At 63.8% G+C, this 16,746-nt stretch carries 14 protein-coding genes; 2 read left to right on the top strand and 12 right to left on the bottom strand.

Going from position 1 to position 16,746, the window contains the following annotated elements; genetic code table 11:
* Positions 1–81: 81 nt before the first annotated feature.
* Positions 82–795, bottom strand: a complete 714-nt coding sequence (locus NYQ88_RS18835) for a Crp/Fnr family transcriptional regulator (RefSeq protein ID WP_275652618.1) — start codon at positions 793–795, stop codon at positions 82–84.
* Positions 796–1,072: 277 nt separating this feature from the next.
* Between NYQ88_RS18835 and NYQ88_RS18830 the strand changes: the two genes are divergently transcribed.
* On the top strand, positions 1,073–2,677 hold the full coding sequence (locus tag NYQ88_RS18830; protein ID WP_275652617.1) for a methyl-accepting chemotaxis protein: 1,605 nt from the start codon (positions 1,073–1,075) through the stop codon (positions 2,675–2,677).
* A 2-nt stretch (positions 2,678–2,679) separates the two neighbouring features.
* Here the strand turns inward: NYQ88_RS18830 and NYQ88_RS18825 are convergent, their stop codons facing one another.
* Positions 2,680–3,390 (bottom strand): aspartate/glutamate racemase family protein, encoded by a 711-nt coding sequence (locus tag NYQ88_RS18825; protein ID WP_275652616.1) that lies wholly within the window; start codon positions 3,388–3,390, stop codon positions 2,680–2,682.
* Between the two features lie 150 nt (positions 3,391–3,540).
* On the opposite strand from NYQ88_RS18825, the gene NYQ88_RS18820 reads away from it, so the two are divergent.
* The gene (locus NYQ88_RS18820) at positions 3,541–4,002 is read left to right on the top strand and encodes an Lrp/AsnC family transcriptional regulator (RefSeq protein ID WP_275652615.1); all 462 of its coding nucleotides are present in this window, start codon (positions 3,541–3,543) and stop codon (positions 4,000–4,002) included.
* A 33-nt stretch (positions 4,003–4,035) separates the two neighbouring features.
* Here NYQ88_RS18820 and dxs read toward each other — a convergent pair whose 3' ends face one another.
* The 10 genes from dxs to NYQ88_RS18770 all read right to left on the bottom strand — a co-directional run bounded on the left by dxs (position 4,036) and on the right by NYQ88_RS18770 (position 16,745).
* On the bottom strand, positions 4,036–5,964 hold the full coding sequence (gene dxs, locus NYQ88_RS18815; RefSeq protein ID WP_275652614.1) for a 1-deoxy-D-xylulose-5-phosphate synthase: 1,929 nt from the start codon (positions 5,962–5,964) through the stop codon (positions 4,036–4,038).
* A 143-nt stretch (positions 5,965–6,107) separates the two neighbouring features.
* The gene (locus NYQ88_RS18810) at positions 6,108–7,829 is read right to left on the bottom strand and encodes a DUF882 domain-containing protein (RefSeq protein WP_275652613.1); all 1,722 of its coding nucleotides are present in this window, start codon (positions 7,827–7,829) and stop codon (positions 6,108–6,110) included.
* A gap of 196 nt (positions 7,830–8,025) precedes the next feature.
* The gene (locus NYQ88_RS18805; protein WP_275652612.1) at positions 8,026–9,723 is read right to left on the bottom strand and encodes a L,D-transpeptidase family protein; all 1,698 of its coding nucleotides are present in this window, start codon (positions 9,721–9,723) and stop codon (positions 8,026–8,028) included.
* A 218-nt stretch (positions 9,724–9,941) separates the two neighbouring features.
* Complete coding sequence (locus NYQ88_RS18800) at positions 9,942–10,649, bottom strand: HAD family hydrolase (protein ID WP_275652611.1); 708 nt, start codon at positions 10,647–10,649, stop codon at positions 9,942–9,944.
* Positions 10,646–11,752, bottom strand: coding sequence for an aminotransferase class V-fold PLP-dependent enzyme (locus tag NYQ88_RS18795; protein WP_275652610.1), 1,107 nt, complete (start codon positions 11,750–11,752; stop codon positions 10,646–10,648). Before NYQ88_RS18795 ends, NYQ88_RS18800 begins: the two co-directional genes overlap by 4 nt.
* Positions 11,749–12,531 (bottom strand): ATP-binding cassette domain-containing protein, encoded by a 783-nt coding sequence (locus NYQ88_RS18790; protein ID WP_275652609.1) that lies wholly within the window; start codon positions 12,529–12,531, stop codon positions 11,749–11,751. The genes NYQ88_RS18795 and NYQ88_RS18790 overlap by 4 nt, the downstream gene beginning before the upstream one ends.
* The gene (locus tag NYQ88_RS18785; protein WP_275652608.1) at positions 12,528–13,313 is read right to left on the bottom strand and encodes an ABC transporter ATP-binding protein; all 786 of its coding nucleotides are present in this window, start codon (positions 13,311–13,313) and stop codon (positions 12,528–12,530) included. The genes NYQ88_RS18790 and NYQ88_RS18785 overlap by 4 nt, the downstream gene beginning before the upstream one ends.
* On the bottom strand, positions 13,310–14,140 hold the full coding sequence (locus NYQ88_RS18780; protein WP_275652607.1) for an ABC transporter permease: 831 nt from the start codon (positions 14,138–14,140) through the stop codon (positions 13,310–13,312). The genes NYQ88_RS18785 and NYQ88_RS18780 overlap by 4 nt, the downstream gene beginning before the upstream one ends.
* Entirely contained in the window at positions 14,137–15,126 is a 990-nt protein-coding gene (locus NYQ88_RS18775) for an ABC transporter permease (protein WP_275652606.1), read from the bottom strand. Before NYQ88_RS18775 ends, NYQ88_RS18780 begins: the two co-directional genes overlap by 4 nt.
* A 14-nt stretch (positions 15,127–15,140) precedes the next feature.
* The gene (locus NYQ88_RS18770) at positions 15,141–16,745 is read right to left on the bottom strand and encodes an ABC transporter substrate-binding protein (RefSeq protein ID WP_275652605.1); all 1,605 of its coding nucleotides are present in this window, start codon (positions 16,743–16,745) and stop codon (positions 15,141–15,143) included.
* Position 16,746: the final 1 nt, after the last annotated feature.

Below are 16,746 nucleotides of genomic sequence, written 5' to 3'. Positions count from 1 at the left end.
CAGAGAGACGTGATCCAAGCATCTTTTAAAAGAGGCGGACAAGTCCTTTGTGCCCGCCAGACGCCTCGGCCCGCCAGCCGGTCACCCGATGAACGGCTGCAGCTGGACGGCCTGGATGCGGCGATAGCATTCACAGCCAAAGCTCGCGAGCCTCTCGCGATCCATCACTGTCAGGCGGCCACGGGAATAGGCAATGGCCCCGGCATGCATCAGGTCCGAGCAGACCTGGCTGACAGTAGCGCGCCGAAGCCCCAGCATCTGGGCAATGGCGTCCTGGGTCACGCGAAATTCCGGTGCCCCGGTGCGGTCATCCGCGACCAGCAGCCAGCGCGCGACGCGTTGTTCCGCCGTATGCAGGCTATTGCAGGCCACGGTTTCCATCAGCTGCACGATCAGCCCCTGTGCGTAGGCCAGCATCGCTTCGCGCACGCAGATAAACCGCTGCATCGCCTCATTGAGTGCATCGAGCGGCAGCCAGCTGGCATAGCCGTCCACCGTCACCACAACATCGCTGAGCGATGGGCCGCCGCCCATCAAGTATGTGAAGCCGACAAAGCCCTCGGCGCCGATGGATGCTTTCTCCACCACCCGCTGTGGGCCAATCTGGGCCATGTATGACAGGATGCCGTCATGCGGCAATATGGCATGTGTTACTTCCTGCCCGCTTGCGTAGATTGTATCTCCAGACACGAGGGGGCGGATTTCTGAGTGATCGGTCAGGAATTGCTGTGCCTGGGGGCGCGTGGCCAGCAAGACCCGGTTCCGGATCCGTGCTTCGTCTTGCGTTGTGTTCATGACGCTTGCTCTTGGTTTTGAGCGATATTTCAGTTCGACCATTTTGCCGATTTGTAGTTAAGTCGCCGTTAACCAGTTTTTATGTACGGTATCGTACTTACCGTGACCGGCGTGATGTGCCGTGGATGCTGGTTCCGGCTCTTCTTCTGACTGCAGGGTATCGATTTTCTCATGGGCCGTCTCGGACCCGTGAAGGGGGGAGACTTGCGTCTGTCCGCGGCAGAGGGGCGGTGGGTCGCCCCAAAGGGATCTCGTGGGGGAACATTGGCTGAGCGTAGTGGACGACGACTCATCTAGATTAGGCTTTATCGAACTGAATGCGGACGAGGGCGCGTTATTCGCGCCCATCCGGCCCAACATCGAGAGACATCTCGATCTGGCCCTCGATCGGTTTTACGCCCGTATCGGCAAAAGCCCGCAGGCGGGCGAACATTTCTCCGACAGCGCGCAGATCGCCAGGGCGCGGGGACGCCAGCGCGATCACTGGGGCGCAATGGCCGCCGGCCAGTTCGACGCGAGCTATTTCAATCGCAGCCGCATCATCGGCCAGGTTCATGCGCGCATCGGCCTCAAGCCACGGTGGTACATGGGTGGCTATGCCCTGATCGCCGAAACGCTGATCAGCGGCATCCTGAACGATTTTGCCGATAGTGGCGCCCGGATCCGGCTGCGTCCGTCGCGAACGCCAAATGTCGGCCCGGCCGTTGCGGCCCTGGTCAAGGCAATCGTGCTCGATACGGAAATTGCCGTCAGCACCTATTTTGACCAGATCTATAGCGAGGCCGCCGCCCTCAACCAGGCTCTCGCCGCGGTTGTTCTGCCCGCGAGCCGGGGTGATGTCAGCCACCGGGTCGAGGCGAAATTCTCCAACGCCGATCTCAATGCCCTGGCCAACCAGGTCAATAACCTGCTCGAGATCATGGGTGATCGCCTTGGCGCCAGCGGCGCGGTCCTCTCGGCGCTCGCCAATGCGGACCTCACCCAGCGCGTCACCGGCAATGCCGAGGGTGCCTTCGCCGACCTGCGCGACGACACCAATGCGGTGGCGGAGTCGATGTCGGCCATTATGGTGCGGCTGCGCCAGTCCTCGCTCATGCTCAAGCGCACCACCGGTGAAATGGTCAGTGGTGCCGATGAATTGTCCGAGCGGACCAACCGCCAGGCTGCCGCCATCGAAGAAATCGCCGCGTCGATGGGGGAGGTGGTGTCCACTGTGTCGGAAAATGTCGATCTCTCCGGCAAGGCCGAGACTGCGGTGGGCCGGGTTGCCACCCAGCTCGCCGATGCTGTCGGCGTCATGGAGATGGCGACCGGCGCCATGGGCGATATCAAGGGCGCCTCGAACCAGATCGCGGCCATTGTCGGGGTCATCGACAATATCGCATTCCAGACCAATCTCCTCGCGCTCAACGCCTCCGTCGAAGCGGCGCGCGCCGGAGAGGCGGGCAAGGGCTTTGCCGTGGTCGCCATCGAGGTGCGGCGCCTCGCGCAGAATGCCGCTCACGCCTCGTCTGAAATCAAGGCCCTCATCGAGCGCACCCTGGCAACGGTTGATCGCGGCTCCAGCCTTGTCGATACGGCGGCGGCCCATCTCGAGGCGGTGTCCGGCGCCGTCACCGACACCAGCGGCCACGCGATTGCCATGGCTGCCGCCAACAGGGCGGTGCTCTCCGCGCTCAGCGAGATCAACCAGGCCGTGCGCCAGATCGATGAAATGACTCAGCACAACGCCAGCCTCATCGAAGAAACCAACGCCGCCATAGCCCAGACCGAAGCCCAAGCCAGCGAGCTCGACAAGATCGTCGACATATTTCGCTTGGGCCCCATGCCAGCCCAAAAACCCGCCAACGACCTCGCCCGCGGCGACATCGTCTGGGCTTAACCTCAAGCCGCTTTGTCCATGGCCTCGCCAAGGGCAAAGCGCACCGCCGCGTCGGCGTGGATTGCCGTGGAATCGTACCCAGGCAGGGGCAGGCTATCGGGGTCGACGAGCAGCGAGATTTCGGTGCAGCCGAGGATCACGGAGTCGACGCCTTGGGCGCGGGATTTTTCGATGATGTCGAGATAGCGTTCGCGCGATGCATCCTCGACAAGTCCTTGGCAAAGCTCATCAAAAATAATGTCATGCACGGTCCCCCGTGCGTCGCAGTCCGGCACGATGACCTCGATCCCATGTCGCGCCATGCGCTCGGCATAGAACCCGTGTTCCATCGTATAGCGCGTCGCCAGCAGCAGCGGTTTTGTCCGCCCATCCGCCTTCAGCGCCGCCGCGGTTTCATCAATAATATCAATCAACTGCACCCCGCTCAGCCGCGCCACCGGCTCGGACACCAGATGCATCGTATTGGTGCAGATCAACACGCACTCGGCCCCAGCCCGCGCCAGACCCGCGCCAGCCTCGCCCAACAGCGTCCCGGCGTCATCCCAGCGCCCCGCCTTCTGCAGTTCGACCACTCGGTTAAAGTCCAGAGAACGCAGCGCAATTTCCGCTGAATGCAGTCCGCCACGCACCTTCCGCACGCTCTCATTTATCCGCCGATAATAGACCGCCGTCGACTCCCAGCTCATGCCGCCAATCAGACCAATCGTTTTCATCGTTATCCCCGTGCTTCAGACCTGGTTCAGTATGAGCCGAGCCGGGAACAACGGGTTTGCAGATTTTCTTGCTCGTTACACGGCTGGTGCAGTTCTTGCGTGCAGAGTAAGCTCTCGACGCCAGAAAACTGCATCAGCGGGAGAAAAGACGTGCTGGATGAGCGTGATCGCAAGATCCTGAGCCTGCTGCAAGCCGACGCCGATACGCCGGTTACCGACATCGCCGATGCGGTCTCGCTTTCCGCCTCAGCCTGCTCCCGCCGCATCGCCCGCCTCCGCGAAGACGGCTATATCGCCCGCACCACGGCCGAGCTCGACCGGCGGCTAATGGGCCTGCCGACTACGGTATTCGTGATTATACGGACCGGCAGCCATGCAGCGGACTGGCTCGAAAAGTTCCACGCCGCCGTCGCCACCATCCCCGAAATCGTGGAGGTGCACCGGCTTACCGGCAATTTTGACTATATCCTGAAAATGGTGCTGCCCAATGTCGAGCACTACGACGTGGTCTATAAGCAGCTCGTCGGGCGGATCGAACTCTTTGATATGTCAGCCTATATTTCCATGGAGACGGTAAAGCTCTCCAGGGGCGTGCCGACCCATTATGCATAAAAGGGGAGGCGCGAGCCTCCCCTCATGATTGAGTTAAGCGCCTGTAAGAGCAGCCTCTTTGGCCGCTTCGTCATAACCCAGCGCCCCGAGAACCGTCGAGACAATGCCGTCCCGGTCAAGGCCAGCGGCCTTGTACATGTCGTTCTGGCTCGAGTGCTCGTCGAACCGGTCGGGGATCATCAGCGGCCGGAAGCGCAGCTTGCCATCGAGCAGACCATTGGTGGCGAGGAAGCTCGCGACATGGCTGCCAAAGCCGCCAATCCCGCCTTCCTCCGTGGTCACGAGCACATCATGGCTTTCGGCGAGGCGCGCAATCAACTCCTCGTCGAGCGGCTTCATGAAGCGCGCATCGGCGATGGTCGGGTTGAACCCAAGAGCGGACAAATGATCAGCCGCAGCAAGCACTTCGCCGAGCCGCGTGCCATAGGAGAGCAGGGCAATCGTGCTGCCCTGGCGGACGATGCGGCCCTTGCCGATCGGCAGCACCTGGCCGCGCGCCGGCATATCTACGCCCATGCCGTCACCGCGCGGATAGCGGAAGGCGATCGGGCCGCGGTCATAGGCAGTGGCCGTTGCCACCATATGGCGCAGCTCTGCCTCGTCGGCAGCGGCCATCAGCACCATGCCCGGAATGGCCCCGAGATAGGCATTGTCATAATTGCCCGCATGGGTCGGTCCGTCGGCGCCGACAAAACCGGCCCGGTCGATGGCAAAGCGCACCGGAAGGCCCTGGATAGCCACGTCGTGGATCACCTGGTCATAGGCGCGCTGAAGGAAGGTCGAGTAAATGGCGCAGAACGGGCGCATGCCTTCGCTGGCAAGCCCGGCCGCAAAGGTCACCGCGTGCTGCTCGGCAATGCCGACGTCAAAGATGCGATCGGGGAAAATCTCGGCGAATTTGTCGAGGCCCGTGCCGGATGGCATGGCGGCGGTGACCGCCACGACGCGCGGATCGTTTTCGGCTTCCTGAAGCAGCGACTGGGCAAACACCGAGGTATAGGACGGTGCGTTCGATGGCGCCTTGGCCTGGGCGCCGGTGATCACGTTGAACTTTGACACGCCATGATATTTGTCGGCGGAGCTTTCCGCCGGGCCATAGCCCTTGCCCTTTTTGGTCACGACATGGATCAGGACCGGTCCGCTGTCCATCTCGCGCACATTGTCGAGCACCGGCAGCAGATGGTCGAGATTATGCCCGTCGATCGGGCCGATGTAATAAAAGCCCAGCTCTTCGAACAGCGTGCCGCCGGCCAGCATGGCGCGCGCGAATTCCTCGGTCTTGCGGGCAGGCTCGTGCAGGAATTGCGGCAGCTTGTGAACCACTGACTTCGCCGCCTCGCGGGTGCCGCGATAGGCCGGGCTTGACACGAGCCGCGCCAGATAGGCGCGCAGGGCGCCGGTCGGCGGGGCGATCGACATGTCATTGTCGTTGAGGATCACCACCAGACGTGCATCCATGGCGCCGGCATTGTTCATCGCCTCATAGGCCATGCCGGCCGACATGGCGCCGTCCCCGATCACCGCCACAACATTGCGCGGCGTCTCGAGGTGCTGGCTCGCCACGGCCATGCCAAGGCCCGCCGAGATGGAGGTAGAGGAGTGGCCGGCGCCAAAGGGGTCGTATTCGCTCTCGGCGCGGCGGGTAAAGCCGGAAAGGCCGTCCTTCTGGCGCAGCGTTCGCATGCGGTCGCGGCGACCGGTCAGGATCTTGTGCGGATAGGCCTGGTGTCCGACGTCCCAGATGATCCGGTCATGCGGCGTGTCGAACACCGCATGCAGCGCCACGGTCAGTTCGACCACCCCAAGGCCTGCGCCCAGATGTCCGCCCGTCACGGAAACGGCGTCGACCATCTCCGTCCGAACCTCATCGGCAAGCTTGCGCAATTGTTCGCGGGGCAGGGCTCGCAGGTCAGCCGGGTTCTGGATGGTATCGAGCAGGGGGGTGTGCGGCTTCTCGGCCAAGCGAGGCTCCTTGGTTGAGGTCTAGCCCAGACTCTTAGGCTGCAGTCAGTGGCTTGGCAATAAGTCGCCAGAAAAGTGACGGTTCACCCCGGGCTTTGGCCCGGAGTGAACTTTCTTGATCGTTATACGCGCGCTGTAAGGAACTAGTTTTGTGCGATCTTCGCAGAAAAACTATTGGGGCTCAGCGTCTCGGCGACATGGCCGACGCCCATGACGGTCACGAAGCGTCCCATTTCCGGCGTCGGGTCAAAGTCGGCTTCGTCATGGTCGAAAATGACGGCAAACTTTTCCGACTGCAGGCTGTGCGGCGTCATGAAGATGTCGGTGACGTGCTCGAGGTCTGGGGCGACGAGATCCGGCTTGCGCATTTCTGCCGACGGAGTGCGCGGGGCGACATGACCCTGAAGGGCAGCCGCCAGAGTGTCGGTCTGTGCGCCCGAAGCGGCGGCAAAGGTCTGGTCGAAGAGGCTCGACAGATCGGCCTTTGCGGCCGGGGCGATCGAGGCGGTTTCGATCCGGTCTGGCACTTCTTCGCTCGTCAGCACGGGCAGGCGTGCCGGACGCGGCGCAGCCAGCGCGGCGTTGGCCACGGGCCCGGGAATGACAGCGCGGGAGATGATGTCCTGTAGCGACTGTTGAGCCGAAGGCGTCGCCGGCGCGCTGGGCAGATAGGCGGTCAGCGTTTCGCTCGGCTGCGGATCGGTCATCAGCACGCGCGGGCGTGGCACGGGCGCCTCGGTGAGCGCGGCCAGGGCCGTCACTGCGTCGCCGGCCGGCAGGGTCGAGGCCGTTGCAACACGCAGCGTCTCCGACTTCATCACCGGAAGCGGCGCAATAGCGGCCGAGCGCAGTTCTTCAGGGGCGAGCGGTGCGCTGCCAACGGTCGAGAACGGGATATAGTCCTGTGTCACCGCCGCCACTTCGACAGGGGCGGGAGCAGTCGCTGCGGCCGGAGCCGTTGCTGCTGCGAAAAGGCTTGCCGGACGCATGGCGGGCATGGGGGCTGCGACTGCAGCGATCGGCGTCTGGGCCGGTGCAACGGCCGCAACCTGAACCGGAGCCGGAGCGGGCGCTGCCGCGGGGGCGGCCTGCTTGTTGCCGCCAAAGAGCATGTCCATCAGCGTGCCACCACCGCCACCGCCGCCACTATTGGAGGCGACGCGGGTGCCGCTGTTGGAATCGCCGCAGGGCACGGCGTGGCAACGCTTCCATTCAGCCATGGCGAGCTGATAGCCCTGCTGGGAGATCGGCTTGCCGTCGTTGGGCACGTGCAGCGTCTTGCCGTCAGGGAACAGGTCCTTGAGCTGGGCTCGCGTCATGCGCGGCCAGGCGCGCACGGATCCGGTGTCCAGATGCACGAAGGGGCTGCCCGAATTGGGATAATAGCCGACACCGCCGACCTGCTTGCGCATGGCTGCGGCACGCAGTTTCGTCAGGGGAACGCCGGGGATATAGAAATCCATCGCGGTTCCCTTCATGTGCTGGCTGTTCTCAGCCACACCGGAAGACGTCTGCCGCAGCATCGCGTTGGTCTTGGGCGAGCGATAGGCCGAAACGACAGTGATCGGCTGGCTCGCGCCGACGTCCTGGTACACTTCCCAGACAAGGTCGAACAGGCGCGGGTCCATATTGGCCGGCTCGTTGCGGCGCCAGTCCCTGAGGAAGACGTTGAGCTCCCGCAGACCCGACTGCACATATTGACCGTTGCGCTTGAAGACGATGCGCGCGGTCTCTTTGGTGTGGGTGTAGTGGATGTAGAGCGCACGCTCTGTGGCGGCAAACGTCGGAGACACGGTCAGGCCGAGGGCCAGACCAAATCCTGCCAATACGATCGCTGCCCGCTGAAGCAAATTCTTACGCTGCAAAAAGCTATTCCCCGTCACGCCAAACTCTGCCCGGTTCAATGCCAGTATGGTTGGACGTTAGCGCAGAAATCGCACGATTTTCTTAACGCTAACGAGGTGTGAACCGTATCAGGCGGCCCCCTCACGCCTTCGTTATAGCTCCCTAAAGGGGGCACAAGAATGGCTGAAAAGTAAAGAGAAAATTAAGCCGCGCCCATCAGGGCGCGAGCTCGTCCGGGATCGGCCCGGCCTGGGCGATGATGGCCGGCGCGGCCGTCGTCGCAAGACCCATGGCGGCAATGAGCTTTTCATTATGGCCATAGACGTCGCCATAGGACTTGATGGAGCCGTCGGCATCCACGCGCAGGGTGAAGTAAGCCAGATGCACAGGGATCTGGGTCTGCGGGTTCACCCAACGCTCGGAGGGGCCGAACATGGATTCCAGCGAGGCGCGGCTGATATTGGGCTCGTTGGCCATCAGCGCATCGGCAAAGGCCATCGGGTCCTGCACACGCACGCAGCCGTGGCTGAAGGCGCGGGAGGAACGAGAAAACAAGCCTTTGGACGGTGTGTCGTGCAGATAGACGTCGTGCTTGTTGGGGAACAAGAACTTGATCTGACCCAGCGAATTGCCCGGGCCGGGGCGCTGGCGCACGCGGAACGGGAAATTGGTGGCCGAGACCTGGCTCCAGTCGACCTGCCAGGGGCTCACGGGCGTGCCGTTATAGAGCAGGTCCATATTCTGGTTGTCGGTATAGGCTGGATTGCGCAGCACGGCCGGTGCGATCTCGCCCTTGAGGATCGAGTTCGGCACGTTCCAATAGGGGTTCACCACCACGTGGCGGATATTGTCCGAGAAGATCGGGGTCTGGTTCTTGGTCGTGCCGACGACGACGCGCGTGGTGAACTCCTCATGGCCATCCCGTTGGATGGCAAGGCGGAATTCCGGGATGTTGACGAAGACATTGAAACCGCCGAGGTCCGACGGCATCCAGCGCCAGCGTTCCATATTGGCGATAATGTCTTCCCGGCGTGTGGCATTGCCACCATTGAGCGCGGCGATGGTTGCCGGCCCGATAACGCCGTCGACCTCGAGGCCCAGGCTGCCCTGGAACGCCTTCACGGCATCGACCAGACTATTGTCATAGACCGTATCTGTTGAAGTCGGGAGCGCGAGGCGGGCGCGGATGGCCGGGACGCGGGCGTCGGTATTGCCGGCCTTGAGGACCGGACCTGCCCCGATCGGCGTCGGGCGCTCGGTCGGGGTCTGGTCGAAACTGGCGAGGGCGGCCTTGAGGGCCAGAAATTCTGCGTGCTTGGGCCCGAGCGCGGACAGGATCGGCGCTGGATCGGCGCTTTTCGTCAGATCTTCCAAGAGCTTGGGGCCGTCGATCGGCTTGTGCTTGATGTCGAAATTGGCCGAGATCGACTGCGGCTTGATGCGGCCATTATGGAGATGGTCGGCATAGCGGAGGACGGCGGCCGAGAAGGCGGTTTCAAGCCCGGCGAGAGCGGCGGGATCGCTGCTGTTGGCGCGAGAAAGATCAATGTCTGCAGTGAGATAGTCCTGCGGGCGGAGGCCTTCGCTGGCGGCGTTTTCGAAGAGGGTAATGATCTTCTGGGCGGCCGGGGAGAAGGTGATTGCCCCGTCGGAGCCCTGGCCCAACCAGATCGGCTCGAAATAGCGCTCGCCATAAAGGAAATAAAGGCTCTGGCCTTCGGCATAGGCGACGGTGTCGCGCTGGGCGCCATAGTAGGCCGAGGAGAGGCCGGCCTTGATCGTCTGGGCCAGCGGAGTCTTGGCGGGCGCAATAACGACCGGAGAAATTTCAAGGCTGGCAATGTCTTGCGCCTGTGTCGCTCCGAGGCCCGAGAGGGCAAAGAGGGCCACCAGACTGATCGCAACCTTGTTCATATCGGCTCCTGCTCACGCGATACTTCCGCGAATCCATGGCGGACTCGCGAAGAACTAAACGCAAATTTTATTACTCATGAAATGTTAACGGGAGCAATCACTCGCAGAAGTGTGAAGGCTCAGTGTGGCAACGCTACAACGACGCGTGGTGCCCATTTGCGGCGAGTTGGTTAGCAGACTGTTAGCTTTGAGAGACGCGACCTGTGAAAAACGGCGCCTCAATCGAGCAACTGGTTTAGCCGGGTGATGACGCGGTCGGGAACGGCCTCTGCGTCCTTTGGCAGCTCGAGCCCGAACCGGTTGCACCAGACCCCGGCCATGCCGAGGCGTTTGGGGGCAAGAACGTCCCAGACAAGATCATCGCCGATCATCATGGCGTCGGCGGGATCGACATTGAGCGCGGCGAGACTTTCGACATAGGCACGGCCATCGGGCTTGCCGAAACCGGCTTCCTCCTCGACCTGAAAATGATCGAAGCGGTGGCGGAGGTCGAAGTGGTCGATCTTCCAGTTCTGAACCTCGGTCGCGCCATTGGTGACGAGGCCCAGCTTGAGGCCCCGGGCGCGAAACGCGTCGATGACCGCTAGCGCGTCGGGATAGAGATACATGTTCTCTTCGCGATAGGCGGCGTAGCGGTCGCCTATTTCCGGGGCGAGTTCCCCCAGGTGTGGAAAGCGCGCTTCGATCATCGCATTGCGGACTACGGCGCGACGGGTGGCGACGGCCTCGAGCCGCCAGCGGCGCCGGTTTTCATCATCGCTGAGAAAGACCGCCGTGCTGTCGGCTAGGGCGTTGGCGACGGCGTCGAGCGGCGCATCGCCGAGATGGGCGGAAAACTCCTCCGCCACCGCGCGCCAAGCGGGAGCGGGATTGGCATAGGCAAAGATCAGCGTGTCATCGAGGTCGAAGAGAACCGCGCCGATCATGTAGTCGCCTGCTGATAGCGGTGGGTGACGGCGGCAATGGCGGCGCCGGTGTCGGCGGGATGGCCAAGCGCGGTGAGGACACCGCCCAGCGCTGCGATATTGGCGACAACCGCTTCATAGCGCGCCGACCGTCCCGTGTGCTGGACCCGGAGGACCCGATCGCCTGGAACGCCAACGCTAGCGGAGATGAAGGTCGCAAAGGGCGCGAGGGCCGCCAGCGCCGCTGCGGCGCTGATGGCCTCGGGTAGAACGATGGCGGTGGCGAGGTTCGACGCTGTGGCCGGCGGCGTGAACTCGGCAAGGCCAAGCGCGAGGAGGCCAGCGCGGGTGGCCTCGGCGGCAAGCTCATGGCGGGCGATGACGGCGGACATGCCTTCGGCCTCGATGCGGGAAAGAGCGGCGTCGAGGGCATGGAGTTCAAGGCTCGAAGGCATGCCGGGCAAACCACCACGTCCCTTGTCGAGCCAGTTGCGCTTGAGATCGAGCAGGGAGAGCGAGGAAATCTCGGTCGCGCCGGATTTTTCGATCTGCGCCCAGGCGGCGGGGCTGACCGAGAGGGCAGAAAGACCGGCCGAGCCGGCCAACGCCTTTTGCGGGCCGATGACGGCGATGTCGATGCCGAGGACATCTACGGCAACCGGGTGACCGCCAATGGAGGCGACAGCATCGACCACCACAAGGGCCCCGTGGCTTTTGGCGAGAGCGGCAATTTCTGGGAGCGGATTGAGAATGCCGCTGGCCGACTCGGCGTGGACAAGGGCGACGAGGTCAAAGCTCTGGGCGGCGAACGCCGCTTCCACGGCATCGATGGTGATGGGCAGGCCGTCCTGCGCGGCAAGATTGGTGACGCTGCTGCCGCCACGCTCGAGCCAGGTGCCGAACCAGGCACCATAGGGGCTGGTGACAATATTGAGGGCGCGAAGGCCGGGCCGGGCAAGGCTGGTGGCGGCCGCTTCGAGAGCGAGGATCGCCTCGCCCTGCACGATCACGACGTCATTGCCGGTATTGAGAAGGGCTGCGAGGCGATCCGCCAGCCCGGTCACGCGCTGGGGCGGGAAGGGCGGCAGGTCAAGCAGCGCATTGGCGGGAAGGGCAGAGCTCATAGTGTCCTCGACAGGTTGAGGCGGGGGACGGCCGCGATCAGTGCCCGGGCCATTTCGGATTGGGGGGCATTGATGAGGGCAGGAGTGGGGCCGATTTCGACGATGCGGCCGGCCTCCATGACGGCGGTGCGGTGGGCCGTGGCCTTCACCACGGCCAGGTCGTGGGAGACGAAGAGATAGCTCAGCTTTTCAGCCCGCTGCAGATCGATCAGGAGATCGATGATGCGGGCGCGCAGCGAGACGTCGAGCGCCGAGACGGCCTCGTCGAGCACGATGAGGCGCGGCTGGCAGGCAAGAGCCCGGGCGAGAGCGACACGCTGGCGCTGCCCGCCCGAGATTTCATGCACCGCGCGGTCAAGCAGGCTTGCCGGGAGCTGCACCTTGTCGAGAAGGTGGATGACGGCGCGACGAAACTCGCGGCGCGGCACGAGCCGGTGAATGCGCAGGGGATCGGCGATGGCGGAGAACACGGTTGCGCGCGGATTGAGCGCTTCGAGCGGATCCTGGAACACCATCTGCATCCTGGGGCGCTCGCGCCGGAGCGCGGCGGCGGGCAGCGCCAGCCAGTCGGTGCCGGCAAAACGGACTGAACCTGCATCCGCAGAAACGAGGCGGGTGATGACGCGCGAGAGGGTGGATTTGCCGCTGCCCGAGGGGCCGACCACGGCGAGGGTTTCCCCTTCGGCAATGGAAAAGGAGACATTATCGAGCGCCTGCACCACGCGGCCGTGGCTCGAATAGCGCTTGGTGAGACCTGTCACTTCAAGCAGGGCACTCATGGCTGTCCCCCGGAAATGCGGGGCGCGTCGGCGAGGTCGATATAGGTATCGAGCAGGTGCTGGGCATAAGTGCTGGCGGGCGCGGAAAGGAGGTCTTCGGCCGCCGCGATTTCGACCAGCTGGCCCTGATGCATGACGGCGATGCGGTCGGCGAGTTGGGCGGCCAGCGCAATGTCGTGGGTAATGAAGAGGAGGGCCATGTTCTCGCTTTTGACCAGCGACTGGATCAGCCGGACGATCTCGGCCTGCACCAGCGTATCGAGCGCACTTGTGGCCTCATCGGCAATCAGCAGCCGCGGATTGGCGGAGATGGCGGCAGCAATGGCAATGCGCTGGCGCTGGCCACCAGAGAACTGGTGGGGATAGGCGCGCAGGGCCGCCTCGGGCTGGGGGATCTGGACCTTGGCGAGAAGATCAAGGGCGAGTGCATCAGCTTCTTTCCGGCTGAGGCCAAGATGGTGCTGGGCGGCTTCGCCAATCTGCTCGCCGATGCGCAGCACCGGATTGAGATTGGAGCCGGGGTCCTGAAACACCATGCCGTAGTCGACGCCGGGTTTTGCCGGCCGGTCGAGGGCAGGCCAGGAAATGGTGCCGCGGGTTCTGGTGCCCCGGGGCAGAAGATTGGCGACGGCGCGGGCGAGCGTGCTCTTGCCCGAACCGCTTTCCCCAATGATCGCGAGCTTTTCACCGGGGGCGAGCGAAAGGGAAATATCGGAGAGAGCCGGGGTAAGCTGGCGCGGATAGGTGAGGGAGACCGCCTTGAGGTCGAGCAGGGCACTCATGCGTTGTGCTCCCGGCGCGAAAGCATGGCGGAAAGTCCTTCGCCCAGGAGATAGGTGCCGATGACGGTGGCGATGAGCGCGAGGCCGGGCACGATGGAAAGATAGGGCGCCGAGCGGAGCACCGCGCGCCCCTCGGCGATCATCGAGCCCCAGGTGACAATATTCGGGTCGCCGAGGCCAAGGAAGGAGAGGGCCGCTTCGGTTAGGACCGCGCCGGCGACAATGACGGCGCTGAGCGCGAGGACCGGCGGCAAGGCATTGGGCAAAACTTCGCGCAGGGCGATCTCGAGCGGATGCATGCCGATGATGCGGGCGGAGGCGACATAGTCGCGCTCGCGGATGGACAAGACCTCGGCGCGGGCAAGACGGGCCGGGCCCGTCCAGGCGCCCAGGGCGATGGCAAGAATGACGATGGGCAGGCTTGGCTGAAGCACGCTGACAAAGGCGAGCGCGAGCAGGAACCCCGGCACGATCTGGAAGGCATCGACCACACGCATCAGCGCTTCATCGATAAGGCCACCGGCAAAGCCGGCGAGCGTGCCGACAATCGAGCCGATCAGCACGGCGACCAGAGCCGCAGCAATACCGACGATGAGGGAGGCGCGAGCTCCGTGGACGAGTCCGGCCAGCACATCGCGCCCCAGCCGGTCCGTGCCGAGCGGCAGGGCGGGATCGGTGAACGGGGCAAGCAGCGGTGTGCCGGCAATGCGCAGGGGATCGCCGGGAAAAAGAAGTGGCGCCAGCGCCGCGAGCACGGCGAGGGCCGTAAGGATGAGAAGGCCGGCAAGGCCTTCGGGCGAACGGGAGAAACGGGCGAGGGCGTTCATCGACTGGCCTCCGAAGCGCCGACGCGCGGATCGAGGAAGGCGTAGACGAGATCGACCAGCATATTCACCAAGATAACGAGGAGCGCACTGACGACGATAATGCCCATCAGCAGCGGCGCATCGCGCAGGGCCACGGCCTCCTGGGCAAGCCGACCGAAGCCGGGAATGGCAAAGACGCTTTCGATGACGACGCTGCCGCCAAGGATGGAGGCGGCCTGCAGCCCCAGCATGGTGACAACCGGCAGGAGGGCATTGCGGGCCACATGGCGCAGGACGATGCGGGAGCGGGAAATGCCCTTGGCGCTGGCAGCGCGGACAAAATCCTGTCGCCAGATCTCGGCCATGCCGGCGCGCATGACGCGGAGGAACAGCGCAAGGTAAATCATGGCGAGCGCAGAGACGGGCAGGACGAGGTGCCGGGCAATGTCGAGGACGCGATCAAGACCTTCCTTGCCCGAGGCGATGGTTTCGATGCCCGAAGTGGGGAACCAGCGCAATTGCACGGCAAAGACGACGGAGAGCACGAGGCCCAGCCAGAAGCTGGGGACCGCATAGAGCGCCAGCGAGCCAATGGAGAGGAGGCGATCGCGCAGCGAGCCGATGCGGGCGCCCGAGACAATACCGAGCGCCGTGCCGAGGACGAAGGACAGCGCGGTGGCGCTGCCCATGAGGTAAAAGGTGTTGGGCAGGCGCTCGAGGATCAGCTCGGAGATGGGGCGGTTAAAGCCCACTGACCAGCCGAGATCAAAGCGCAGGAGCGCCGTCACATAGAGCCAGAGGCGGCTGAGCGGGGATTGATCGAGCCCATATTGGGCGCGCAATTGCTCGGTGAGGGCGGCATCGCCCCCGCCGATGGAGACGAGATAGGCATCCACGGCATCGCCGGGCGCGAGTTCAAGCAGAAAGAACGTGCCAATGACCACGATCAGCAGCACGGGAATGCTGCTGATCGCGCGGCGTCCTATCAGCCGTAAGGCACTGTTCACGGTCGGGACTTGGCCTATTGCTGGAGGGCGACGTCGGCCCAGTTGGAAACGGCCCAGCGCGGATTGTTGCCGACATTGATGACGGTGTCGCGGGCGACAGTAATAAAACCCCATTCGGCGACGTTGATCAGCGGCAGGTCTTCGGCGACGCGGACCTGCAGCTCATTGTAGAGCTGGGTGCGTTCCTCGGTGTCCACCGTTTCGGCGGCCTGATCGATCAGTGCGTCGAGCTCGGCATTGGCATAGCCGCCCTGGTTGGAGAAGCTGGTGCCTTCAGGCGCGCCCGAGCGCACGAGGATGGTGGTCGAGATCGCCGGATCATTGCGGAACACCGGAGGGGCGATGGCGAGGTCGAAATCGTGGTCGGTGTAGACGGCCTTCTGGTGGGCCGCAGAGTCATTATTGACCAGCTGGGCGTCGATGCCGATTTCGGCCAGGGCCTGGCGGAGATAATCACCGAACTGGCGGGTTTCGTTGAAATAGGGCGCCGGCAGGAGTTTGAGCGAGAAGCGCACGCCGTTTTCGCCGCGCGGATAGCCGGCCGCGTCGAGCAGCTCATTGGCCTTGGCCACGTCGAAATCATATTGCGGGACTTCCGGATTGAAGAATTCCGGCGCGTTCTGCGGGAAGAGGCCGGCGGCGGCGGTGGCGTAGCCGAGGAAGATGGTGTCGACGACATATTGCTTGTCGATGGCATGGGCGATGGCGCGGCGCACATCGACATTGCTCAGCTCTTCGCGGCGGTGGTTGATTTCCACCACGAGCTGGTAGGTGAGGCCCTCATAACCCTCAGAGATCACCTTGATGCCGGGAACCTGCGCGATGCGCGCAAGGTCGGCCAGCGGCACGGCCGAGAAGGCTGCGAGGTGGATTTCCTCGGCTTCCAGCGCGCTGGCGGCAGCGGCACGGTCCGGCAGGACGCGGTAGATGATTTCATCGAGGTGCGGCTGGCCTTCGCCCCAATAGGCCTCGTTGCGCACGAGGCGATAATATTCGCCGGGCTTGTATTCAGCGAACTTGAACGGGCCGGTGCCGACGAGTTCGGCATTGTGCGGGTTCGCGTTGATGTCGGTGCCTTCATAGAGGTGCTTGGGCAGCACGCTCGTCACCACCGGCAAGGCATTGCGGATCAGCTGGAACGGGGTGGGCTTGGAGAAGCGGAAGATCGCGGTCAGCTCGTTGGGCGTCTCGACGGCCTCAAGATTGGCGAGGACAATGCGGCCAAGGTTCTGCAGCGGCTTCCAGACTTCCAGCGCCGAGAAGGCGACGTCGGCGGAGGTGAAAGGCGTGCCATCGTGCCAGGTGACGCCTTCGCGCAGGCGGAACGTAGCCGACAGCCCGTCGCTCGAACCTTCCCAGGCGACGGCGAGGCGCGGCGCGAGCCCATCTTCAGCGGATGCGTCGGCTTCGGCCAGCGGCTCGATGACCTTGCTGGCAACGAAGAACACGCCATTGGAGGCAACCATGGCCGGGTTGAGATTGCGCGGCTCGGAATCGGCGGCGACCACGAGGCGTCCGCCCTGCGGCAGATCCTGCGCAAAGGCGAAAGACGGCAGTGCGGTCGAGGCGAGCAGCAGGCCAATGCCCTGAAGCAGGGAGCGGCGCGAGATCAGGGTCATG

Origin of the sequence: Devosia sp. SD17-2, assembly GCF_029201565.1 — a bacterium.
In the GTDB taxonomy this organism is placed as follows: domain Bacteria; phylum Pseudomonadota; class Alphaproteobacteria; order Rhizobiales; family Devosiaceae; genus Devosia.
The sequence above is the reverse complement of the archived record's forward strand: the minus strand, read 5'-3'. Positions and strand labels throughout refer to the sequence as shown.